Raw genomic sequence first — 22,078 nt, 5'->3', positions numbered from 1 at the left:
CCCATATCAGGATTGACTTTTTCGTTAGTTCTTTGTATCATATAAGGATGAAAGGGGATGTTGATTTTGAGGTTTATAGGCTCAAAAGCTACTTTACTAAAAAATATAGATAATATTTTGGCTGATAAGTTAACAGGCAAAGAAGAGACGTTCCTTGACTTGTTTGCAGGAACAAATGTGGTAGGCAATTATTTTAAGGATTACTTTACGGTATATTCTAACGATTTGTTATATTTTAGTTTTGTGAATGCAAAAGCAATCATTGAGAATAATGGACACTTAACATTTGAAGGTCTCAAAACGATAGGAATAGCATCTCCGTTAGATTTTCTACAAGAAAATGCTGAAAAGTATGTTCAGTCAAATGTTATAGGATATTACGAAGAAAATTACACCCCGACTGGCGGAGCAATGTATCTGACTACTGAAAACGGGAAACGTATTGATTATATAAGAGATACAATTGATAGTTGGAATTCTGAAGGAATACTAAAAGTATCCGAATACTTTTATTTAGTTTCTGTTTTAATTGAGGCGATTCCATATGTAAGCAACATTACTGGTACTTACGGGGCATTTCTGAAACATTGGGATAAGCGTTCTTTAAATCCACTAGAATTGATACCACTCGAAGTAAAAAATAATGGGAAATATAATAAAGCTATTAATCAAGATGCAAATGATTTAGTTACAAAAATATCTGTTGATATTGTTTATATAGACACACCGTATAATAATAGACAATATGCTTCAAATTATCATCTGTTAGAAAATGTTGCAAAAAACAACAAGCCTGAGTTATCCGGGAAAACTCGCATTTTTGATTGGTCACCACTGCGTAGCGAGTATGCTATGAAGCGAAATGCAATGAGAGCAATGTCTGATTTGCTAAACAATATTGATGCAACTCATATTGTGTTAAGTTATAACAACGAGGGAATCATTGAAGAAAATGAGCTGATAGAATTGGTGAAGAAGCAATCGTTCAATGGTGAAATTCAGGTTGAAAAAATACCTTACAGAAAGTATAAATCTAAAAATCCGTCTGATTCATATGATTTATATGAATTATTAATTTACATTCAAAAAAAAGCAATTCCTACAACTAATGAAGTTAAGCAGTCAGAAATAATTAAACCTGATGGAAAGAAAAAGTGGGTTGGTGAAAGGCAACATTATATAAAGAGCCCCCTTAATTATATCGGTGGAAAATACAAACTATTAAAGCAAATAATCCCATTATTCCCATCAACTATTGATACATTTGTTGACCTGTTTAGCGGAGGAGCAAATGTGGGAATCAATGTTAATGCGAATAAATATATTTTCAATGATATGAATAATCGTATTAATGAGATGTTCCGATATTTTGCTACGCAAGATGAGGAGGAGTTGGTAACAAAAATTAATAAGAGGATATCACAGTATAACTTAAGTAAAACTAATGAAGAGGGATATCTAAATTTCAGAACTCAATATAACTCAAATCCTAATCCTTTAGATTTATATGTTCTAGTATCTTATAGCTATAATTATCAATTTAGATTTAACAATTCGATGGAATTCAATAATCCATTTGGACGTGATAGAAGTAGATTTAGCGAGAATATGGAAAAGAATTTGCGCCAGTTCGTCAGAAAGCTTAGGACCATAGATGCGACATTTACAGATAAATTTTTTAATCAAGTAGACCTATCATCATTGCGAGATGGCGATTTTGTTTACTTAGATCCTCCATATTTAATCACTACAGGGAATTATAATGATGGGAATCGTGGTTTTCTCAATTGGGGTGAGGATCAGGAGAAAGTAATGTATAACTTGATGGATACATTAACGACCCAGGGAGTCAGATTTGCGTTGAGTAATGTGAGCAATCATAAAGGCAAAACAAATGATTTGTTGAAAGAGTACATTGAAACTCATAATGTTGAAGTTCATTATTTAGATTTCAATTATAATAATTCATCACATAATTCAAAAGGTGCTGGAAGTGTTGAAGTTTTGGTTACTAATTATGATGCAGAAACACATAAAATTTTGAAACAAACAAGTGAACTCATGAAAGAAATCAGCACCCTGATATAAAACAAACCTCTCGAGATTCTTATTCCCCAAGAGGTTTACTTTTACCAAATAATCTCTTTATTATTCATATAGCTTGGAAATGTTGAAATGTCTAATATGCCTTGCTGTGCATTTGCAGCGCCAAGTAATAACTGTTCAACGTTAAGAGCAGCCCCTTTAACACCAGTTCTATTTGAAGTACTATTCAACTGTTCTTGGAAGTTACCAGTAAAGTTGCTTGAAACCCACATAAAATAATAACTATTGGCAGGAATTGCATCATTAAATTTCTCCCACCAGGTTATAGAATTCCTATTTTTATCCCTTTGTTGATTATCTTCGATATATCTAACCATTTCGTCTTCTTGGGTTATTAATTTCCCATATCCTTCCCCATAAGCCTTAGTATCAATAATAACACCGAATTTATCAGTGAAAATCAATCCATCAGGTTTCCTTCCACCACCCAAAAGAATAGAGTGAAATTTATAGAGATTTTTAAATATGTCAGCTACCAATATCTCAAAATCTCTATTCCTCCTACCATCATAAGCAATTTCCAGCAATTCTATATATTTTATTGGAAGTTTTGTTAATTGCTGATATTTGAGTTTCTTCTCCTCCAATGCAGCATCTTTTAACTCTTGGGTTAAATTCAATTGAGGAATTGAAAAATCAAAGATTCGATCTTTAAGAGTTACAGTGTTTCCTATTTTCTCAATTCGTATTCCAAAGGTGTTAAGTCCAGCAATATCATTTTCAATAACTTGAGGAGCATCACTAAAACCAAGTTGTTTTAGTTTTTCAAGTAATTTTATGTATGACTTCGTTTCTTGTAAAAATTTTAAAATGTATGCTCTTCTTGAACGAATATAGTTCTTGTTTCTTCCTTCAACAGCAAGAAATTCCCACGTTAAGTATTTTTCTATACGAGAGTTTTTAGAACTTCCATGAGCCTGTTTTAATGCATGTTTCCCTCGACCAGTAATTGAATAGGTTTGAAAGCCGGCTCGTTCCCCGCTATTAACAGTTAAGATATTATTGGAATGTCTATCAATAAATCCTACTTTTTCTAGCCAAGTACAAATCATACGCGCGTATTTATCACTTGTACCCTCAATATTTGATTTGATTTTATCTAGCTCATTTTTGTCTCCAGTTCTAAACCAATCAAGCATTAGGGATTCATCATATGATGTAAAACCTTTTTCGCCAGAGAAACCTAACCGATTACCGATAAAAAATTTAGTTATAGGAGCTACTGAATTATCAAGAATGCTTAACACCTGAGTGGCAGGTGGATAGGCAAGTAACGCATCTTGGAGTATGTCTTTTTCAGTTGTTGACCCATCAACTACTTTTGAGAACTGGTTCCCTAATTCAGTAATAGTACAAGTATCTGTATTTCTATCATGCTTAAGAAAATTTAGACTTAAAGCCCATCTTAAGTACCCGTCAGAAGTCCAGTTATCAGTCCAGTATTTTCCTTTTGTAGTTATAGACTGTGGCTGTATCGTAACTTGGATGAGTCCATCAGCAACTGCATCTGCACGTTTTACTTTGCTACCATCTGTTTTTGTACTGCCAACACTTTTTCCATTTATATCTTTTGAAGAACCAACTAATTCTGAGTAAGTGAATTCTTCGATTCCTGCGTTAAGTTTGCTAAGTAAGTTCTTTTTGATATCAGTGAAAGGAATATAGTTTTTAACTAAGTTACTTTTTAAATTTTGATAATGGATAGAAGTATTATCAAAGATTTGAACGACGAGCTTTAATTTTGAAAAATCTGAAGGATTTTGAACCCAACCGTAGGTCCTTGTATGCATTTATTATCTCCCCTCTAGTTTCAGATTCCCATGATGTCTTCAATGTCACAATCAAATGCACCACAGCCTTTGAGTAAAAAAATTTTTTAAGTTGTATAAGCAAGGCAGAGTTGATATTATTTTTCTAGGTTTTGTAATCTATTCTTTCTATTTTTAGTGAAGTGTCCCTTCCCAAAATAGTATAACATGTTTCGTATCTCTTTTAGTAGTATATATCCATTTTGTAAAAATAGATATTGAAAACCTGCTTGGAACAAGAAGAAAATCCAACTTGTGAAAAATATGGAGAAGGTTTTGAGGGAGAATGTGTAAATAAATCAAAAACCGCAAATACACTTTCTAAGTGATTTGCGGTTTTTGATTTAGATAATATGTCAGTATATTAAATGTGTTGTATAGAACAACTCATAATAACCTGATGTTCTCAGCCAAAATTTCCCACTATATTTCATATTAAATTGCGTCCAGTAGTATCCTCCTGTACCTTTCATAGAAGATGATGCACTTATAAGATTCGAGGTGTTAAAAGTAAAATAACTACCTTTGCTTAAAATTTGGTCTAGTGTTCTATCCCCGTTTAAATATACTTCATCTACATCTCCAACCCCAATACCATTATCAGTCCAGTCAAATCCAACTGGAACTAGAGAGTTGCATCTTATTTGCCATATCCCGTTTACTTTTTGCAAATCATCTACTCTATATATCTTTAAATATAGAGCTGCATCAACACTTGCTGGTTGAGCAAACATTACTACGCTCATTAGCACTACAAGAAATGCTCCCATAATCTTCTTCATTCTTAGCCACTCAATTTTTCTCATCATTCCAAACATCTCCTTCCATTCTCTTTAATTATTTTTAAAATTTATTTGTGAATATAATCACAAATAAATTGAAACTACTTTCTTAACTGTTATATCTCTGGTTTTATTATATCATGGAAGCGCTGTCTTTTTTGTGCCTATTTTATGAACTTTTCTCTTTATTTAGACAATTTAATAGACAAAAAACTGAAATTAGGTAAATTCCGTTTTAGGAAGTTACTTAATTTCAGCTGCAATTTTACTTCTCCACGCGCAATCTTTCATACATCACTAGGAAGAGTGCAATCAGACCGACTGCGAGCAGAATATGTCCCAATCCTGCAATGCCTGACACGGCGGCGCCAGTTTCCTTCCCGATGACGGTCATCGTTCCGTGAAACGTCATTAAGCCGACGGTTAGGAGCAGCCCCGCGTTGTAGGTGTAGTAGAAGATGTTAAATTTTTTGCTTTGCATGATGTGGAAGTTTTTTTCGAGTAAGAGGACGATGATGAATGTGAACATGCCGAGCATTAAAAGGTGCGTATGTAGGACGGAAAGTTGTGTATCGCCGGTAAAATCATTGAATTTCGTAATTTCGCGGTAATAAACACCCGAAGTTAGTCCTAAAATACAGTAAATTAAAGCTGTGGTTAAAAGTTTTTTCAAAATGGTTCTCTCCTTTTTGTTTAGCGTAAGCCATTTAATTCTTGATATAAATCTTTCGCATAGCTGTCTGTCATGCCGCATATGAAGTCGGTGATAAGAAGTAAGCGCAGGTAAAGTTTGACCGTTTCGTCTTGCCCGGTAGCGTTTTTGCGATAACACCCGATGTAGTTGTCTGAAATGAGCGACAGCAGACGCTTATCCTTGGCGGTAATTTTTTCAGGCATTGGGCTGTCGTAATAAAGCACTGCCGGAATGTAGCTGTCTAGTAGCGATGTGATGATTTTGTTGCCGGCAATTTCGGACTCGACAACGCCTTGATTCGTGTAAATATATGTAGCGGAAAGGTTTTGCAACACTTGTACAAGTTCAAACGCCTCGGACACGTCGAGAAGTGAATCTTGAAACGTTCCCGCCATAATTGCCGCGTAATTTTCATAAAACTTCTCAAGCGAACGGTTGATTAAATGCCCGCGGACGTTAGACGCAAGCCACTGCTGCGCAATAAATCCGTCTTCTTGTCCCGCATAACGATCGGCTTTTTTCTTTAGCTCATTAAAGCAAGCGGACGTTACCCAATTGTGTTCTGGAACCTCTTCAAAGCCGCGCAAAATTTGCGGAATCGTGATGGTCCCTTTTTTTACACCATCTTCTAAATCCGCGTTTAAATAGGCGATGTCGTCGGCGACTTCAAGCAAGAACGTCAGCGGATGGCGACTATTCCCCGCACCAGTAGCCTCTGTCACTTCGTGAAAAATCGCTTCATCGGCATAAAAATAGCCCAATTTCTTACTCCGAATTTGTTTCTTATTTATTTTTAAAGATGAAACCGGATATTTAATAATCGAGTTCAGTGTGGCGTGAGTCAAATTGAGTCCGTACTCATCAAACAAATAATGCAACTTTGAAACTACGCGTAAAACTTGCGCATTCCCTTCAAAATTATAAAAGTCTTGTTGCATTTGCTCGTTTAAAATGTCTGTTAAAACTTGACCGTCGTATTCAAGCTCCGCCATGTTTTCCCTAAACCATTCACGAATCGATTCTTCGCCAAAATGGCCAAACGGCGGATTTCCCATGTCATGAAGCAATCCAGCGCAAGATAGAATATCAGCCATATTTTCAGCGTGTTCACGCGTAAATGCATCATCTAATTTTTCCGTTAAAATTGTATGAGATGCCATGTTACCCATTGATTTCGCAATCGTTGCCACTTCCATCGAATGCGTCAGCCGCGTCCGCACAAAATCGCTTTTTTCTAGCGGGAAAATTTGTGTTTTATCTTGCAAACGTCGAAAAGACGCACTCATTACAATTCGTTGATAGTCATTTTCGAAAGCACTACGAATATCGGTGCTTTTCGTGCGCGTCACAGAAGATTCCCGGCGCCTTTTGTCATTTAAAAGTTGATCCCACTTCATAAAAAACCCCTACTTTCTCAAAAAATCATGTTCAATTTTCCCTTCTTTCAGTATAACGGAATTACCGCCTGAGCGCGAATAAGAACCTATCAAGGGTTAAAAAGCATCTCGTATTGCTCAAACGTTCTCACAAACCCAATTTCCGTAAGCAATTGGATAAGCGACTCATTTCTAGCATCCACATTAATCGTGCTTAGCGTTTCAAAAGCGAACAGCGCCAAAATATGCGCAAGTAAGGCCGCGCCGGCTTTTTTCGTGCGCGCCCCCATCTGAACAAGCGACTGGCTGGTCGGATTTATGACGGCGTACCCAAGCACTTCCTCCCCTTTTCGGTACGCAAAACACTGGAAGTCACCGCGCAAAGCTAAAATTGCGTGCTGATTGTTCTGCCATGACGGCGGGAATTCAAGCGTGGTTTCAAAATTTGCGACTTGGTCTACCGCTTCTGTCGTGACATGAGTTGACAGTTGCGGCTGAACTTGTGGGGTGTCTAGGCGGAAGCACAAAAAATGCCTCGCGACTTGGAAGCCTTTTTGCTCATAAAGCGCGAAAGCCTTTCGATTTCCCTGCAAAACCTCGAGAAAATACGCCGCTGCACCGCGCTCCTTTAGCGTTCGAATACTTGCGTCAAGCATCTTAGAAGCGATTTTTTGCGCCCGAAATGCCACTTTCACACCCGTCCCGAGGTTATAAAAGTTGTTTTCGCGTTCAGCATTTAAAATAAACCCGACCATGTCGGTGCCACAAAAGGCGCCAACGGAAATATCCGCATGAAATCCTTTGCCGACAAGCATCTTCTGAAAGGCATCCAGACTCGGCTTCATCGGAAGCGCATAATCTGAAAAAGCATCTAAAAATGTCGCGTAAATCGTTTCAACGGAGACGCCGTTTAAGTTTTGGTAATGCATCATTCTAACCGCTCCCTTCATCTTCTCATTATACATGAAAAATCCCTTCTGATAGAAGGGATTTCAGCTTGGAGAAAAACTCATTTTTTCAAAAAATCTGCCGTCACTTTTTTATCCGCACTCTGGAAGAAATACGAGCCTGCGACAAGAATATCGACACCCGCCGCCTTGCATAAATCCGCCGTTTCCTGATTGATACCACCATCGACCTCAATTAGGTAATTTAAATCGTTTTCTTTTCGATATTGGTCTAAAAAAGTCATATTGCGGAGCGTTCCTGGAATAAAACGTTGTCCGCCAAAGCCTGGATTGACCGTCATTTGTAGCACTAGATCCACTTCCGCTAAAACGCTCGTCAAATTTCCAGCCGGCGTACCCGGATTTAAAACGACACCCGCCTGGCAGCCCGCTTCTTTAATTTGGTGAATGACACGATGAATATGCGGACAAGCTTCGATATGCACCGAAATAATTTTTGCCCCTGCTTCCGCAAATTTTTCGATATACAAATCTGGATTCGCGAGCATCAAATGCACATCGAGCGGAATGTTCGCCACGCCAGCAATTGCCCCCACCATATCAATCCCAAACGTCAAATTGGGCACAAAATGGCCGTCCATAACGTCAATGTGCAAATAGTCCGCGCCAGCAATTTCGGCTTCGCGAATCGATTCGCCCAGCTGCATATAATTCGCCGCAAGGAGCGACGGAGCTAGAAGCGTCATGCGCGCTCACCTCCCTCTAATGTGAGTTGCATCATCATTTTTCCCTCCTAATCAATTTCCGACCAAATTTTTAAAGACCGCGTCGTATAATCATACGTATCATTTTGATGAAAAAGCGTCGACGTCCCAAGCACAAAGACATCTGGAAGCGCGTCCCGCATGAGCCCCACCGTATGGCCGTTAATATTCCCGTCGACTTCTATAAGCGGAGCATACGGATTATCTTTTATTTTTTCTTTTAAAATAGCGATTTTAGTTAGGACGTTCTTGTTAAATTCCTGCCCCGCAAAGCCTGGATTTACCGTCATCATGAGAACCATATTCACGTGATCCAAATACGGAAAAATGGCCTCAACGGGCGTTTCGGGATTGAGCGCAATCGAAGGTTTAATGTTGTACGATTTAATCCTCCGAATGACCTCCATCGCATCACTCGCAGCCTCCACGTGGAATGACATGTATTCCGGCTTTGCAACTTGAAACATATCCACATATTTAAGTGGCGTTACCGTCGCCAAATGAATATCAAGCGGAATGGACGTTGCCGCACGAAGCGCCGTCAAATATTCCGGTCCGAGTGCCAAATTGTTCACATACACGCCGTCCATAACATCACAATGCAAAAGCTGAATGTCCGCTGCTTCTAGGCGCCTAAGCTCATCTGCCAAATGAAATTGGTCCGCACACATAATCGATGCCGCAATTTGCCTCACCGTAACCCCTCACTTCTTTCGATATTTTCGACTAAAGCAAGCCGTTTTGAATGCCGACCGCCGCTAAACTCGGCGGAAAGCCAAGTATCCACGATTCGAAGCGCGAGCCCATCGCCTAGCACCCGCTCCCCTAAACACAACACATTGCTATCGTTATGTTCGCGCGTCGCTTGCGCCGAAAAACAGTCTGAAACGACCGCTGCTCGAATGCCCGGTACTTTGTTTGCCGCAATACTCATACCGATGCCCGTCCCGCAAACTAAAATGCCTAAATCCGCTTCTTTATTTGTGACGCTGCGCGCAACTTCCTCTGCATAAGACGGGAAATCGACGCTTTCCGTACTGTACGTCCCAATATCCGTTACTTCATAGCGTTCTTTTAAATGCTGCACAATGGTCTCCTTCAGACGAAGACCGCCGTGGTCACAACCAATTGTTATTTTCATCCTAATCCACCTTCTGTGCTATAATAATCAGAAGGATGACTGCTTACAATTCCCCAGCCCGCCAGCTTGGTTTTGTAAAAGTTGTCCTTTTTTTGTAAAAGGTTGCAAAACAGTCATCCTCCTTATGGTTACTTAATTTGATTTCACTAATACTTTGATTTCATTTCCGGCCATCACTGCTTCAAAACCCGCGCGCCAGTCGTCTAAATCATAGACTTTTGTAATCATTTCGTCTGCGTTAATTTGACCTTTAGCGAGTAAATCAAGCGCGAGAATCCACGAACTTGGTTTCTGTGAACGACTGCCAATATAAGCTATTTCACGTTGAATAATTGCTTCCTCATCAATTGCATTTTTCTTTTCAGCAAATAAGCCAACTTGAACGAAATCGCCTTTTTTCTTTGTTAACGGAAGGCCTTGATTAACCGCTGGGACCGCGCCAGAGCAGTCAAACACTTTATCCGCACCGTAGCCGTCTGTCATGCTTAGAACGATATCCTCTAAATCATCGGTTAGCGTATCGACAACCTTGTCTACGCCTAGTTTAAGTGCCAGAAGAAGTCGCGCCTTATCTTTTGTAATCCCCGCCATGATGACTGTCGCACCTTGTGCCACCGCAACTTGCGCAAGTAGGAGTCCAATCGGTCCCGGTCCAAAAATGAGGACTGTGTCACGCGCACCCACTTCCGTTTTTTCCAAAGCCGCATGCACACAACAAGCAAGTGGTTCCGTTAGCGCCGCTGCCTCGTATGAAATGCTATCTGCGAGCAAATGACAGCTCTCCTCGCGCGACAACACATACTCCGCAAAACTGCCGTTAGCTTGCGTTCCAATTCCTTTTCGGTTGCTACATAAATTGTAATCACGCTCTTTGCAATAAACGCACTCGCCACAAGTTTCGAACGTCGTTTCACTCGTCACCCGGTCACCAATTTTGAATTTCGTAACCAAAGGACCAACCGCAACCACCTCACCTGAAAATTCGTGGCCGAGCGTCACTGGCGTTGTCGGATTTTTGTACTCCCCTTTAAACGTATGAATATCCGATCCGCAAATCCCTGTATACGCAACTTTAATTGTGACACGGTCGCCGTAAACCTCTGGAACAGGCACATCTCGGAGTTCCATTTTGTCATAACCAGGTTCTGTTTTCACTACCGCTTTCATTTATAACACTTCCTTCTGTGGTAAAATCAGCACTTTGTTGTAATCTTCCTTGCGACCTAAAATCATTTCAAAAGCGTCTGCCGTATCCTGAACAGCATAGCGATGCGAGATAAGCGGTTTCAATTTAATCTTCCCTTGCCGCACGAACTCAATCGAATTCTGCCACTCTTTCCCTGGAAACGGCGCCGAATACGAATTCCAAAAACCCTTTAGCGTCAACTCGCGCCGGAAAATATTCTCAAACGCTTCCTCACGCAAGAGCACGTCCGCATAAGCAATTCCTTGGTAACCAATCTTGCCCTTCTTCCTCGTCACAAGCAAACACTGCTCCTGCGTCACCTTCGAACCCGCGCATTCCATCGCAATATCAACACCTAAACCATTTGTTAGCTCTAAAACGCGCGCCAACAAATCTTCCTTTAGGGGGTTAATTGTGTGCGTGCATCCGAACTGACGCGCATCTTCCAGTTTCTTGTCACTAATGTCCACCGCAATGATGTCCTTTACACCCGTCAAATTCAAGCATTGCACCGTCAAAATCCCAATCGTCCCAACACCAAAAACTAACACCGTATCGCCGACTTTCGGCCGAATGCCTAGTACCCCGTGCATCGAAACCGCAAGCGGTTCTAGCATTGCCGCCTCCTCAAAATCGAGGTCATGAATTTTAATGACATTTTCCGCCCTCAAAACGGTATTTTCCGCAAAAGCGCCGTAAAAGTGTGAACCAATCATGCGATAATTGTCACATAAGGAAAACTCGCCTGATTTGCAGTACGTACATTTGCCGCATGGTTCAAGCGGAATACCCGCCACACGGTCGCCGACAGCAACATTCGTCACGTCACGACCAACTTCCGTAATCACACCCGAAAACTCATGTCCCATGACAGCTGGCAGCGGATATTTCCATCTCGTTTGCATCTTATGAATATCCGAACCGCAAATCCCAGCCGCCATCACCTTAACGCGAACTTCATCCGCATGACAAACAGCTTCTTCAATTTCTTCCGCCTTTATTTCATTGTTCTGATAGAGCACAGCTGCTCTCATAATCCGTCACCTCGGTTACATATTTCTTAGAAAATTGCCGCCCACATTTGGGAGAATTTCAAGATAATCCAGTTAAAGAAGTTACCACCCATATCAAGCGTACTCACCTCAGATGCTCCTTTAGGGAACTCATATACACCGCTCATCATTTCCGTATGCACAGGCCCAAAGTCCGTCGCCATCAGAAGCGCAAGAGCGATAACCACTGTTCCGGCTAAAACGGAGTGTAAAATGTTCCCTTTTCGACTAGCTACAACGAACGATACGTAAAATGGAATTGTGGCCAAGTCACCAAAAGGCAACACCTTATTCCCCGGAATAATAACCGCTAGGAAAAGTGTAATCGGTACGAGAATTAAACCAGTCGAAATGTTGGCCGGGTGCCCAATTGAAAGCGCCGCGTCAAGCCCAATATAAAGTTCGCGCCCTTTAAAACGAGATTTCATAAAATCACGCGCCGATTCGGAAATCGGAATTAAGCCTTCCATCAAAATTTTAACCATCCGTGGCATGAGGAACATCACGGCGCCCATTGACATCCCAAGTTGCGCTGTAGCGCCGACGTCGTAGCCAGCAAGAAGTCCAATCGCAATCCCGAGAATGAGGCCCATCATCATTGGCTCACCGAAAATACCAAAGCGTTTTTGAATCGTTTCCGGATCAATATGAATATTTTTAATCCCCGGAATTCTAGCAATCAGCCACCCAATTGGAATTCCGACAAACCCGAATGCCGCTGTGGAGCCTGTTGGTAACGAAATCCCTTTCAACCCGTAAAAATCTTCTACCATGTGTTGCGTTTTGTCTGCCATCCAAAGTACGAGCACCTCGTAAATGATGGCGCAGAGAATCGCGAACCACCAGCTGCCGCCCGTTACGATATAACCTGTCGCACCCGCTGCAATGAAGTGCCAATAGTTCCAAATGTCGATGTCGAGCGTCTTAGTTGCCTTCATCAAAATAAGTAATAAGTTAACCGCCAAACAAATTGGAATTAAAATCGCCGCAACTGGTGATGCCCATGAAGCCGCCGCTGCTGCTGGCCAGCCCGCATCAATAATCGTTAAGTTCATGCCGAAGCGTTCAACCATTTGTTGCGCTGCTGGACCCAAGTTGTCAGAAAGCAAACTAATAACTAAGTTTATCCCAACAAAACCGATACCAATTGTAATTGCCGAACGAACCGCTTTTTTAGCTGGCACACGGAAAATAAGTGCAATAAAGAAAATCATAATCGGTAAAATAACAGTTGGACCGAGATTAAGCACGTACTGTACTCCTGCTAGTAGTTTATCCATTTTCTTTTTCCTCCCTAAAGCAAGTCTTTTTATTTTGATAACAAGGGTCATCTATTCCGAAGATTTAGACAACCCTTAATCATCAGTTACTTTAAATACGATAAAATTTCTTCGTCCAATTCCTCCATACCCATTCCTGTAATATAGCTTGTCGCAATGATTGCCGGGATTTTGTACGTCGTCGGTAAAATCGTTGTCGACACAATCAAGTCCGCCCCGTCTTGAAGCCCTGCTGCCTCCGAAATTTTAATTTGCTTCACTGTCGCATCAATATGATGTTCCTTCACCAAATTTTCCACCTTATCAGTTACCACCGTTGATGTTGCAATTCCTGCCCCACATGCTACTAAAATTGTATATTGACTCATTTTAAATTCCTCCTATCGCTATTTTTTCCAAAGTTTGAATGATTTCCTCCGCTGAATTAGCCGCATGAAGCGCGCGAATATTCCCCTTATCTTGAATGATGCCCATTAGTTGCCGCAATACTTCAAGTTGACTGTGTGGTTCGTTTAAACCGAGCACAAAAATCACTTCTGCTTTTACATGTTGGTTTTTATCTTCCATGAGTTGAAACGGAATGCCTTCTTTACTCGTCAAAACGGCGATAAATTGTTCATTCACACATTCTGGGTCGGTATGCGGAAGCGCCACGCCATATCCATCGAGTTTTAATCCCGTGGGAAAGACCGCCTCACGCTCCATCAGTTTTCCTAGAAAATGATTCGTCACATAGTGGAGTTCCGCCCCTTTATCCGCTACCGTTTTAAAAACATCTTCTTGCGTGACGCAAGTTGTATCTGTCCATATCAGCTCTTTGTACAAAAATTTCACTAAATCCATTACGACTCCTCCTGTAGCTCGTTTCCCGTATTATTTTTAATAATTGCATGCATCATTTCTGTGTTTTTTGCTGCGCTAAGTTTGGCAAGCTCACTCTTTTTACCTGAAAGCTCCATCAGTTGACGAAGCGCCGTGAAATGCGCGTTTTTATCCACTGCTGCAATCACAACAATAAAATGCAGCGGCGTTCCGTCCTCCAAAAACAATCCTTCTTCCACAAAAAGCATACTCATGCCAAGACTCAAAACACCTTTTTCTGTTTCCGCATGAGGGATTGCAATCGTTTTCCCAAGAACAATGTTGAGCGAAGGCACCCCGTGTTGCTTTTGCATCTCAAGAATATATTCATTCGTGATTGAACCCGAGGCCAGAAGAGGACTCGCCGCGATTTCAATCGCATCTTCAAAACTTGAAATATTTTTCAAACGAATAATGCGTTCTTTTGGGATTAAATCAGCTAGATTTTGTTTCGCGTCGCGGTCGTCCAGCTTTTTCTCCTCCGTCGGGTGCAGCTTTTCCGCAAGCGCCCGTTCTAGTTTTTCCGGATCACGAATATCCGCATATTTTTGGACGGTTTTCATTAAACTATCCACGCTTAAATAGTCTTCAATCAAATAAACCGAGCGTAGAACTCGCCTTCTAAGTTCAATTTTTTCCTTTTCATCCATCAATTGACTTATTAAAAAGAATTTTTTGTTAGTCGTAAGTGGAACTGCTGAGAACACCATATCGTAAAGTAAATTCGTCTGCTCAAATTCCCGAATAGACATCGCTTGGTAAAAGAAAATTTCTGGAAACAAGCTTCGAAGTGTTTTTTCCATCAGACGTGAAATCGAAAGTCCATTCGGGCAAACCACAACAGCTTTCATACGCGTTTGCAGCTTCTCTGTCGTTTCAATTAAATGGCCGCCAACAAAAAGTGTGATGAAAATACTTTCGTTTTCAGGAACTCGCGTCCCAATAAATTTTTCCAAAGGGTAAAGCGACTGTTTCACAATATAGTGCACCGCCTGAAACTCCTCATCAATCCTGTCTAAAATGCTGTAATCCGTTGTTAAACGGTATTTGATACGATAATAAGCTGGTTTGATATGGGCAAATAACTTTTCTAGTAGCGTTTCTTTATCCACAAGCTGAACTACTGCTTTTTTCTCAAACTCTGTTAAAAATTCTGCCAATGCCAGCCTAAGTTTCGGCATTTCCTCCGATTTTAGATGGTCCTTCAAAAGAACATTTGTTGTTAAAATTTGAAGTGTAATGTACATCCGTTCTTCTTTCGATACATTTCCCAAACCGCTTATTAAAATTTCCGCCGCCCCGTACTCACGCGTATCCGAAAGTTCGCTATAATCAATTTGGAAAGCTGTCGTAATCGTCTGGTTGCTATTAATTCTTCTAAAAATCGCAATTAAAATGTACGGCAAAATCTGCATCTTGCTATCAATAAAGTGGAGATTGAGATGCGTTTCTACTTGCTCGAGTTTCAACCGCAACCCTTCAACTTCCGCTTTTTCCATCTGCATAAACCGTTTTAAATAATCTTCGCCGCCGTAACTTTCAATCACATGTTCCGCCGCGATAAGCATCGCCGTTCGCACATTCCACTCATCTCCCACAACCAAATACCCTTTCATGCGTGAATATTTGACTTCAAGGTGGAACTTATCCAGCATCTTTTGAACAGCTTTCAAATCGCGTAAAACCGTATTTTTACTCACCTCCAGTTCACTAATAAAATGGTTTAACGATAATTCCTCATTTCGGGTTGTGAGCATAAGAATGATTAAACTCGCTCGTTCTTTCTCTGAAGGAATGTACCAATCAGCTTTTTCAAACTCATCCTCACCAATAATTTTAAACAGGTCAGGATAGGTAACAAATCGCCCGCCAGCACCACGATGAATTTTAGGAAAAGCTTGCTCCTCCAGCCAATTATTAATCTTCAAGAAACTATAATCGACTTGCCTGCGACTAAGCCCAAATTTCTCTTGCAGCTCCGCATTTGTAACATCTGGATGTCTCAAAATCTCTTTTAGAAGCGTGTCGCTACGTTCATCCAAATACATGTCGTTCCCTCCTGTTCTACTTCATTATAATTCTTAGCCAAACAAAAATGTACACGCTTTCATCACCAAAATTCGTGGAAGCCGTGTACATCTTTGGACTTTACTTGTGTATTTATTAACAATTTTCACATGCTGCACCGCTAAAAACCGCATGAATAAGCAATCCTCTCTCAAAGTTTGTTAACCATTTTGTGCACCATGGGACCAACGAACAAAAAAAGACACCGCGCTTTGCTGTTCAAAACGCTGTGCCTACACTTATTATACAAACCCCCACTTACAAAAAGCAATCTAATTTTTGAAAAAAGCAATCGTCTTATTATGCGTAATCGCCTTCCAAAATCATAATCTTATTACCAATCGGGTCGATGAAATTTAATTCGCGGCCGCCCCACTCGGCAAGCCTCGGCGGCGTGTCTGTCACCCCGCGCGCGTTTAGTTCCGCGTAAGTTTCATCTAAGCTTTCACACGAAAAAACAAACTCAACTGGCGCGCTCTTCGCCTCTTCCTGCCACACAATGATGCCCGGTTCAGCGAGCGTAAAGCCAAGTTTCGCCCCAATGCTATCCCCGTGCCCCGGAAAAACAATTGGAATCCCAAGCTTCTCATGATAAAAATCGACCAATTCAGCCGCGCTCGGCCCCGCAATATTCACACCTTCAAATTTTCTAATCATTCATTCACACCTCCATAAACCTATTCTACCCTAAAATGTCACACCACATCTCCTTTTAAACAAATAACGTCTAAAAATCTCTTAATCTGGGTATAAAACAATATAGGAAAGGGTGAGAAAATTGACAACATATAAACGAATTTTAGTTGGCGTAGACGGTTCCAACGAAGCAGAAGCAGCCCTAAGACGCGGAATCACCATCGCAAAAGAAGCCGATGCCACACTCGGAATCGGCTTCATCGCAGACATTCGCCGCATCGCCCCACTCATTGATTACGAACAAACCTATGCAAAAAAAGCCAAAGCCTACGGGGAAGAACTTGTAGAAATCTACAAAAATGAGGCCGAAAAAGCCGGTGTCAAACACGTCGAAACTTTCGTCCACTTTGGAACACCCAAAACCACATTCGTGAAAAAAATACTTAAAAATTTTGGCGCCGACCTTGTGCTCGTCGGTTCAACCGGCCTCACCGCATCTGAACAACTTATCCTCGGTAGCGTCACCGAATTCGTCGCCAAACACGCGAGCTGCGATGTTATTGTTGTCCGGGGGAAACCGTGGAATGCGAAAAAGGATGTTTAAGAAACAAAAAACGTATTTTTCAACTTGAAAAATACGTTTTTATGTAATATAAAAATCTAAAAATTAATCTCAAACTAAATGGTAATACTTCCACGTTTTATTTGATTCAAGAGTGTTTCCAAGTTGACTACAACTCGATTAGCAAGTCCATCAAGCGCTGTTACAGCCTGTGCTTTATTGCCGCTCAATTGATATTGAATATCTTGAAACACCATCTCCGCACTTTCAAAAGCATTATAACTAGCTTTATTTAACAAAATAACATCATGGAATTTAGTGCCTTCAAAAAGTGCTGTATCAATATACGGGCGGTAAGCATTTAAAATATTGTCCAGGTTCCCTTCCAAATCTCCTACAGCTTTCTTTACACCTTTTAACATCATTTTCCATTGTTCTATGCTTGCAATATAACCGTCCAAGGCCTCCCTTGCATTATTATCAATATCTGTAAAAGGTATCTTTGCTAATCCCAATGCACTTCGAATATTTTTAAGTGTCACAAGAGCATCTTTTACAAGCCCATACAACTGATTCATAGTGCTTTTTAAATTAGCTAATGCAGGCTTAAGTGAAGTACTTGTTGCCGAACAAAATTCCTTAAAATTCTCATCCAGCAATAATTGCTTTTTCCCCATACCATCTTTTAAAGCATTAGATTCCTCCAAGGTAAAATTGGAAGTAACAGGCGGCGGACCAGCTTTTTCCACTCGTTCTGTTTCCGTTAGCAATTTATCCGCCTTCTCAATTTCATCAGACACATATTTCACTTGCGTACTAAATGTTATAATTTGACTTGTTACAATATCTTTATTGCTATCAATTACATTATAATGTGCCTTTAGCTCTGCTATCATTGCATCATTAAAAAAATCATTTGTAATTCCGTTAAATAGTTTAGGAATAGCATTATTTTTAAGGTGGCTAACCCGATCAAAAACCTCGTCCAGCTTTAAAATTGTATCCCCTATAACCCAAGGAATTTCATACAGCCAACTAATAACACCAGAAAAAGCACCTGTTGAAACAAAATCTAATATTTCGGATATTACTGGTGTCGTTCTAATTTCTTGCACCACATCGATAACTCCCATTAGATTTGGATTAATTTCTTCAAGTTCATTTCGAAGCGCCTCGTACTGCCCTACAAAAACCAGTACTCCCCCAAAGCTATTTTGTTGTAGTAAGTCATCAAATGATTGTTGTAAAGTTGTCTGCCGATCATCAAGCTTAGCTCCCTCATGATTGACAATATCCACTGCCTCGTCTAAATAGGTTTGAGCCGTTTTCACTTGACTATTCATTCTTGTAGATAAAGTCGTTGCTAAAATGCGCATATTCTCAGGGTTAATATCAATTTTTTGCCCCTTACTACCAGATAAAATTTCTCCACTCCAAACACCTACAGGCAAATAAGCATCTGCATCAACTTGAATTTTCTGCCCATTAATGACAACATCGTCATCATAACCCACATGGTTTGAAATCATCGTTTTCATCCACGGCATATTATTATGTAAAATCACATTATTACCTGGCAATCGTGACATATATCCCGCTGATCTCTCACCTAAAGTTAAAGGATCATATTCACTCATATAATTGGTGATTCTTGGATTGTTCGTATTATAGCTTCCCTCTGGTAAAATAGCTGGATTATAAGTGACACTATTTACATCATGCTTTGTGGCAACATAATTAGAAAGCCCACCACCTAATGAGTTACCTGAAACATTAGTAATATTATATTTCTCACTCATAGTGTTAAAGGCTGCCTCTGCATCCTTTAATTGCGCATCTGGAACAGCCCCTGGCAAAGTTCCGTCTGTAACCATATCTTGAAATCCCTGAGTCCCTTGAAATACCATACTAATCTCACCTGTTGCAACGTTTTCAACAATCATGTAATCCAAACCATTTGACGTGTTGTAGACGCCTTCTTTGACAATATATATATTCCCATTTACCGTTAATTCATCATCCTCTTGAGGACTTTTATAAACCCATTTACCGCTTAGTTCGATTAAATCTAAATCAGATGTTTCTTTTAATTTCGTTCCCATCTTCGCCTCACCTCAATTATTGTATTTTTATATCATCCTCAAAAACACCTTCACCATCTGGTAATCCAACTCTACTGACAACAGAATTTTTATAAATTTGTATATTGTATCTACATTTAGGAATCTCCGTTTGTTTACGTAGTTCATTTGATATACTTTTTGACAGACTCTCACTCGGAAGTTTGTCAGTTTGAGAATAAAAACTTATGGGAATAAGTATGTTTTCTGGGTTTCTCTTTTCAAACATTGCACGTACTTACATATTCGAAACATCTTGATTCATTAGGTACTCTTTGTACACTTCTGGAAATTCTAATGCAGATAAAGAAATAAAATAGTGTGCAGTTTGATAGCCAGAACTTGCCGTTTTATCAATTGCTTCTTCTTTTTGACCGTATAATCCATGTTCTTCACTCATTTTTTGAATAAATTTATCTAAATTTTGCAATTCACTAGAATATGCCTTCGCATACAAGCCACTAACAATCGCCTTCTCTACTTCCCCTTCCTCCGAACGTACCACATTCGCTTCTTTTGGATCCAATGCTTTCTTCGCCATATCTAATCCTACAATGACGGACGTATGGAATTGAATTGGTTCTTCCGCTTCTACCATCACCACAGCCGCACTTCTTGCTGGTACTACATTGTTCACTTTTACATCGGTTTTATATGTTTCTTTCATATACTTGATTGCTCGTCTACTGATTTCCGCTTCATTTTTCTCTACAATGTCTTTCGATTTATCTCCATCTACAAAAATAAAACCTTGACCTACATAATCTTGTACTGGAGTGGTACTCTCTGCCTCTTTTTTCTCATTGGTTTCAGAACAACCTGATAACGTAACTAATAGTATCAATAACACTGACACAATCTTTCTCATCATATTCCCGCTCTTTTCTATTTTTGCTCATGACCATTTAATTTTCTACAGATACCGATTCTCCATCAGGCAAACCTACTCTATTTATAATATTATTTTTAAAAATATTTATCTTATATCTTCCTAAAGGGATGTTAGGTTCCTCCTCTAAGCCTGCAAGCATCTCTTGTGCCTTCTCCACTTTCGGCAAATGCTCAGTTTTAGAATAAAAATTCACTGAAATAAGCGGTTGAATTCCTTTCTCTCTATTTGCTTCAAACAAAAGCTGTAAGGCCTTTGCATCAACTTGTGTGTTCGCCATGTACTTGTTGTACAAATCATTATAATTTAACGCTGAAAGAGAGATGAAGAAATACTCAGTTTGATATCCCGAACTCGCTGTTTTATCAACAGCTTCCTGTCTTTTTCCTAAAAAACCATATTTTTTACTTAACTCTGCTAAAAATTGGTTTAGATTTTCAAACTCTTCTTTATAAGCCTTCGCATACAAGCCACTAACAATCGCCTTCTCTACTTCCCCTTCTTCCGAACGTACCACATTCGCTTCTTCTGGATCCAATGCTTTCTTCGCCATATCTAATCCTACAATGACGGACGTATGGAATTGAATTGGTTCTTCCGCTTCTACCATCACCACAGCCGCACTTCTTGCTGGTACTACATTGTTCACTTTTACATCGGTTTTATATGTTTCTTTCATATACTTGATTGCTCGTCTACTGATTTCCGCTTCATTTTTCTCTACAATGTCTTTCGATTTATCTCCATCTACAAAAATAAAACCTTGACCTACATAATCTTGTACTGGAGTGGTATCTTTTGTTTCTTTTTCTTTCTTTTCATCCATTTTTGAACATCCTCCTAATATCATAATTCCAACTAATAAACTTAAAACAATTTTTTTCATTTCATCACTCTTTCCCTATTTTCCTCTACAAACTTAGTAGCGTTAGTTCATTTTAAGTCAAACTTTTTAGCTACTTAATTTGTCTAGATAAATTTCTTTTGAAGCATTTTCTCCATCTGGAAGCCCTACCTTACTCAATATTTCATTTTTATAGAGGATTACATTATATGTTGCTATAGGAATCTCATTCACTTTTTCTAGTTCTTTAACTGCTCTATTTACAATCTCTTGATTTGGCTTCTGACCATCTCCCATAAACAGTCTTACATTTATAGAAATATTTTTATTGTCAGGATGCGTTTCGAACATTTTCTTTATATCTTCTGACGAAATATTAATATTTCCTAAATAAGCATTTAAAATCTCATTATAATTCTCAAAAAAACTAACAAAATAAAACTGATTAGCATACCCGGAGTTCTCCGTTCTATCAATCGCTTTTTGGTTATAATGCTCTACCTTCTCTTCCTTTAAAAGGCTAATTAGTGTAGAATCTAAGGTCTGAAAATTGGATGAATATGCTTTGTGGAATAATCCTCCTAGAATAGCATTCTCGACAACCCCTTCTTCTGACCGTACCACATTCGCTTCCTCTGGGTCTAACGCTTTCTTTTTCATATCCAGCCCTACAATGACAGATGTATGAAATTGAATCGGTTCTTCTGCTTCCACCATGACTACAGCAGCACTTCTCGCTGGTACTACATTATTCACTTTTACATTGGTTTTATACGTTTCTTTCATGTATTTGATTGCTCGTCTACTGATTTCAGCTTCATTTTTCTCCACAATGTCTTTCGATTTGTCTCCATCTACAAAAATAAAGCCTTGACCTACATAATCTTGTACTGGAGTAGTACCCTTTGCCTCTTTTTTCTCCTTGGTTTCAGAACAACCCGACAACATAACTAATGTTACTAATAAGCCCAGTAAGACACCCTTCATTTTATCCCTCTTTTC

Annotated in this window: 21 protein-coding genes; 2 read left to right on the top strand and 19 right to left on the bottom strand. The window is 39.7% G+C overall.

Going from position 1 to position 22,078, the window contains the following annotated elements; translation table 11 throughout:
- Positions 1-66: 66 nt before the first annotated feature.
- Complete coding sequence (locus tag CFS60_RS08920; RefSeq protein WP_179946604.1) at positions 67-2,088, top strand: Dam family site-specific DNA-(adenine-N6)-methyltransferase; 2,022 nt, start codon at positions 67-69, stop codon at positions 2,086-2,088.
- A 41-nt stretch (positions 2,089-2,129) separates the two neighbouring features.
- Here CFS60_RS08920 and CFS60_RS08915 read toward each other — a convergent pair whose 3' ends face one another.
- The 15 genes from CFS60_RS08915 to CFS60_RS08845 all read right to left on the bottom strand — a co-directional run bounded on the left by CFS60_RS08915 (position 2,130) and on the right by CFS60_RS08845 (position 16,682).
- Positions 2,130-3,896: a restriction endonuclease FokI C-terminal domain-containing protein gene (locus CFS60_RS08915; RefSeq protein ID WP_088839106.1), complete on the bottom strand. Its 1,767-nt coding sequence runs from the start codon at positions 3,894-3,896 to the stop codon at positions 2,130-2,132.
- Positions 3,897-4,270: 374 nt separating this feature from the next.
- On the bottom strand, positions 4,271-4,723 hold the full coding sequence (locus tag CFS60_RS08910) for a lytic exoenzyme target recognition domain-containing protein (protein WP_205408917.1): 453 nt from the start codon (positions 4,721-4,723) through the stop codon (positions 4,271-4,273).
- Between the two features lie 238 nt (positions 4,724-4,961).
- Positions 4,962-5,369, bottom strand: a complete 408-nt coding sequence (locus CFS60_RS08905; protein ID WP_088810678.1) for a DUF2871 domain-containing protein — start codon at positions 5,367-5,369, stop codon at positions 4,962-4,964.
- 20 nt (positions 5,370-5,389) lie between these two features.
- The gene (locus CFS60_RS08900; RefSeq protein WP_088810677.1) at positions 5,390-6,787 is read right to left on the bottom strand and encodes a deoxyguanosinetriphosphate triphosphohydrolase; all 1,398 of its coding nucleotides are present in this window, start codon (positions 6,785-6,787) and stop codon (positions 5,390-5,392) included.
- An 89-nt stretch (positions 6,788-6,876) separates the two neighbouring features.
- Positions 6,877-7,731, bottom strand: a complete 855-nt coding sequence (locus CFS60_RS08895) for an N-acetyltransferase (RefSeq protein WP_255387561.1) — start codon at positions 7,729-7,731, stop codon at positions 6,877-6,879.
- A gap of 44 nt (positions 7,732-7,775) precedes the next feature.
- Positions 7,776-8,420 (bottom strand): ribulose-phosphate 3-epimerase, encoded by a 645-nt coding sequence (gene rpe / locus CFS60_RS08890; RefSeq protein ID WP_088839104.1) that lies wholly within the window; start codon positions 8,418-8,420, stop codon positions 7,776-7,778.
- A gap of 47 nt (positions 8,421-8,467) precedes the next feature.
- Positions 8,468-9,133, bottom strand: coding sequence for a ribulose-phosphate 3-epimerase (locus CFS60_RS08885; RefSeq protein WP_088839103.1), 666 nt, complete (start codon positions 9,131-9,133; stop codon positions 8,468-8,470).
- The gene (gene rpiB / locus CFS60_RS08880; RefSeq protein WP_088825908.1) at positions 9,130-9,579 is read right to left on the bottom strand and encodes a ribose 5-phosphate isomerase B; all 450 of its coding nucleotides are present in this window, start codon (positions 9,577-9,579) and stop codon (positions 9,130-9,132) included. Before rpiB ends, CFS60_RS08885 begins: the two co-directional genes overlap by 4 nt.
- A gap of 132 nt (positions 9,580-9,711) precedes the next feature.
- Positions 9,712-10,746, bottom strand: coding sequence for a zinc-binding dehydrogenase (locus tag CFS60_RS08875; RefSeq protein ID WP_088810672.1), 1,035 nt, complete (start codon positions 10,744-10,746; stop codon positions 9,712-9,714).
- Positions 10,747-11,799, bottom strand: a complete 1,053-nt coding sequence (locus CFS60_RS08870; RefSeq protein WP_088839102.1) for a galactitol-1-phosphate 5-dehydrogenase — start codon at positions 11,797-11,799, stop codon at positions 10,747-10,749.
- Positions 11,800-11,825: 26 nt separating this feature from the next.
- A complete protein-coding gene (locus tag CFS60_RS08865) occupies positions 11,826-13,097 on the bottom strand; it encodes a PTS galactitol transporter subunit IIC (RefSeq protein ID WP_088810670.1) in 1,272 nt (423 codons plus the stop codon).
- A gap of 86 nt (positions 13,098-13,183) precedes the next feature.
- Complete coding sequence (locus CFS60_RS08860) at positions 13,184-13,465, bottom strand: PTS sugar transporter subunit IIB (RefSeq protein ID WP_088810669.1); 282 nt, start codon at positions 13,463-13,465, stop codon at positions 13,184-13,186.
- A gap of 1 nt (position 13,466) precedes the next feature.
- Positions 13,467-13,940: a PTS sugar transporter subunit IIA gene (locus CFS60_RS08855; protein ID WP_088810668.1), complete on the bottom strand. Its 474-nt coding sequence runs from the start codon at positions 13,938-13,940 to the stop codon at positions 13,467-13,469.
- Positions 13,940-16,006: a BglG family transcription antiterminator gene (locus CFS60_RS08850; RefSeq protein WP_088810667.1), complete on the bottom strand. Its 2,067-nt coding sequence runs from the start codon at positions 16,004-16,006 to the stop codon at positions 13,940-13,942. Before CFS60_RS08850 ends, CFS60_RS08855 begins: the two co-directional genes overlap by 1 nt.
- A gap of 319 nt (positions 16,007-16,325) precedes the next feature.
- The gene (locus CFS60_RS08845; RefSeq protein ID WP_088825906.1) at positions 16,326-16,682 is read right to left on the bottom strand and encodes a VOC family protein; all 357 of its coding nucleotides are present in this window, start codon (positions 16,680-16,682) and stop codon (positions 16,326-16,328) included.
- 121 nt (positions 16,683-16,803) lie between these two features.
- Between CFS60_RS08845 and CFS60_RS08840 the strand changes: the two genes are divergently transcribed.
- The gene (locus CFS60_RS08840) at positions 16,804-17,265 is read left to right on the top strand and encodes a universal stress protein (RefSeq protein WP_088810665.1); all 462 of its coding nucleotides are present in this window, start codon (positions 16,804-16,806) and stop codon (positions 17,263-17,265) included.
- A 74-nt stretch (positions 17,266-17,339) separates the two neighbouring features.
- Here the strand turns inward: CFS60_RS08840 and CFS60_RS08835 are convergent, their stop codons facing one another.
- The 4 genes from CFS60_RS08835 to CFS60_RS08820 all read right to left on the bottom strand — a co-directional run bounded on the left by CFS60_RS08835 (position 17,340) and on the right by CFS60_RS08820 (position 22,063).
- Positions 17,340-19,325, bottom strand: a complete 1,986-nt coding sequence (locus CFS60_RS08835; protein WP_088839101.1) for an SA1320 family protein — start codon at positions 19,323-19,325, stop codon at positions 17,340-17,342.
- A gap of 256 nt (positions 19,326-19,581) precedes the next feature.
- On the bottom strand, positions 19,582-20,214 hold the full coding sequence (locus tag CFS60_RS08830; RefSeq protein WP_369823190.1) for a DUF1672 family protein: 633 nt from the start codon (positions 20,212-20,214) through the stop codon (positions 19,582-19,584).
- Positions 20,215-20,248: 34 nt separating this feature from the next.
- Entirely contained in the window at positions 20,249-21,118 is an 870-nt protein-coding gene (locus CFS60_RS08825) for a DUF1672 family protein (RefSeq protein WP_088810663.1), read from the bottom strand.
- A gap of 66 nt (positions 21,119-21,184) precedes the next feature.
- On the bottom strand, positions 21,185-22,063 hold the full coding sequence (locus tag CFS60_RS08820) for a DUF1672 family protein (protein WP_088810662.1): 879 nt from the start codon (positions 22,061-22,063) through the stop codon (positions 21,185-21,187).
- Between the last annotated feature and the right edge of the window lie 15 nt (positions 22,064-22,078).

It is taken from the genome of Listeria sp. ILCC792 (assembly GCF_900186135.1).
GTDB classification, from domain to species: domain Bacteria; phylum Bacillota; class Bacilli; order Lactobacillales; family Listeriaceae; genus Listeria; species Listeria goaensis.
Note: the sequence above shows the minus strand (reverse complement) of the source record. Positions and strands in the feature narration are given on the sequence as shown.

Bases quoted from the DNA above. Each gene is read 5' to 3' on its own strand.
- CFS60_RS08915 (WP_088839106.1), bottom strand. From the start codon at position 3,896: ATGCATACAAGGACCTACGGTTGGGTTCAAAATCCTTCAGATTTTTCA.
- CFS60_RS08910 (WP_205408917.1), bottom strand. From the start codon at position 4,723: ATGATGAGAAAAATTGAGTGGCTAAGAATGAAGAAGATTATGGGAGCA.
- CFS60_RS08900 (WP_088810677.1), bottom strand. From the start codon at position 6,787: ATGAAGTGGGATCAACTTTTAAATGACAAAAGGCGCCGGGAATCTTCT.
- CFS60_RS08895 (WP_255387561.1), bottom strand. From the start codon at position 7,731: ATGTATAATGAGAAGATGAAGGGAGCGGTTAGAATGATGCATTACCAA.
- rpe (WP_088839104.1), bottom strand. From the start codon at position 8,420: ATGACGCTTCTAGCTCCGTCGCTCCTTGCGGCGAATTATATGCAGCTG.
- rpiB (WP_088825908.1), bottom strand. From the start codon at position 9,579: ATGAAAATAACAATTGGTTGTGACCACGGCGGTCTTCGTCTGAAGGAG.
- CFS60_RS08875 (WP_088810672.1), bottom strand. From the start codon at position 10,746: ATGAAAGCGGTAGTGAAAACAGAACCTGGTTATGACAAAATGGAACTC.
- CFS60_RS08870 (WP_088839102.1), bottom strand. From the start codon at position 11,799: ATGAGAGCAGCTGTGCTCTATCAGAACAATGAAATAAAGGCGGAAGAA.
- CFS60_RS08865 (WP_088810670.1), bottom strand. From the start codon at position 13,097: ATGGATAAACTACTAGCAGGAGTACAGTACGTGCTTAATCTCGGTCCA.
- CFS60_RS08860 (WP_088810669.1), bottom strand. From the start codon at position 13,465: ATGAGTCAATATACAATTTTAGTAGCATGTGGGGCAGGAATTGCAACA.
- CFS60_RS08855 (WP_088810668.1), bottom strand. From the start codon at position 13,940: ATGGATTTAGTGAAATTTTTGTACAAAGAGCTGATATGGACAGATACA.
- CFS60_RS08850 (WP_088810667.1), bottom strand. From the start codon at position 16,006: ATGTATTTGGATGAACGTAGCGACACGCTTCTAAAAGAGATTTTGAGA.
- CFS60_RS08845 (WP_088825906.1), bottom strand. From the start codon at position 16,682: ATGATTAGAAAATTTGAAGGTGTGAATATTGCGGGGCCGAGCGCGGCT.
- CFS60_RS08835 (WP_088839101.1), bottom strand. From the start codon at position 19,325: ATGGGAACGAAATTAAAAGAAACATCTGATTTAGATTTAATCGAACTA.
- CFS60_RS08830 (WP_369823190.1), bottom strand. From the start codon at position 20,214: ATGATGAGAAAGATTGTGTCAGTGTTATTGATACTATTAGTTACGTTA.
- CFS60_RS08825 (WP_088810663.1), bottom strand. From the start codon at position 21,118: ATGAAAAAAATTGTTTTAAGTTTATTAGTTGGAATTATGATATTAGGA.
- CFS60_RS08820 (WP_088810662.1), bottom strand. From the start codon at position 22,063: ATGAAGGGTGTCTTACTGGGCTTATTAGTAACATTAGTTATGTTGTCG.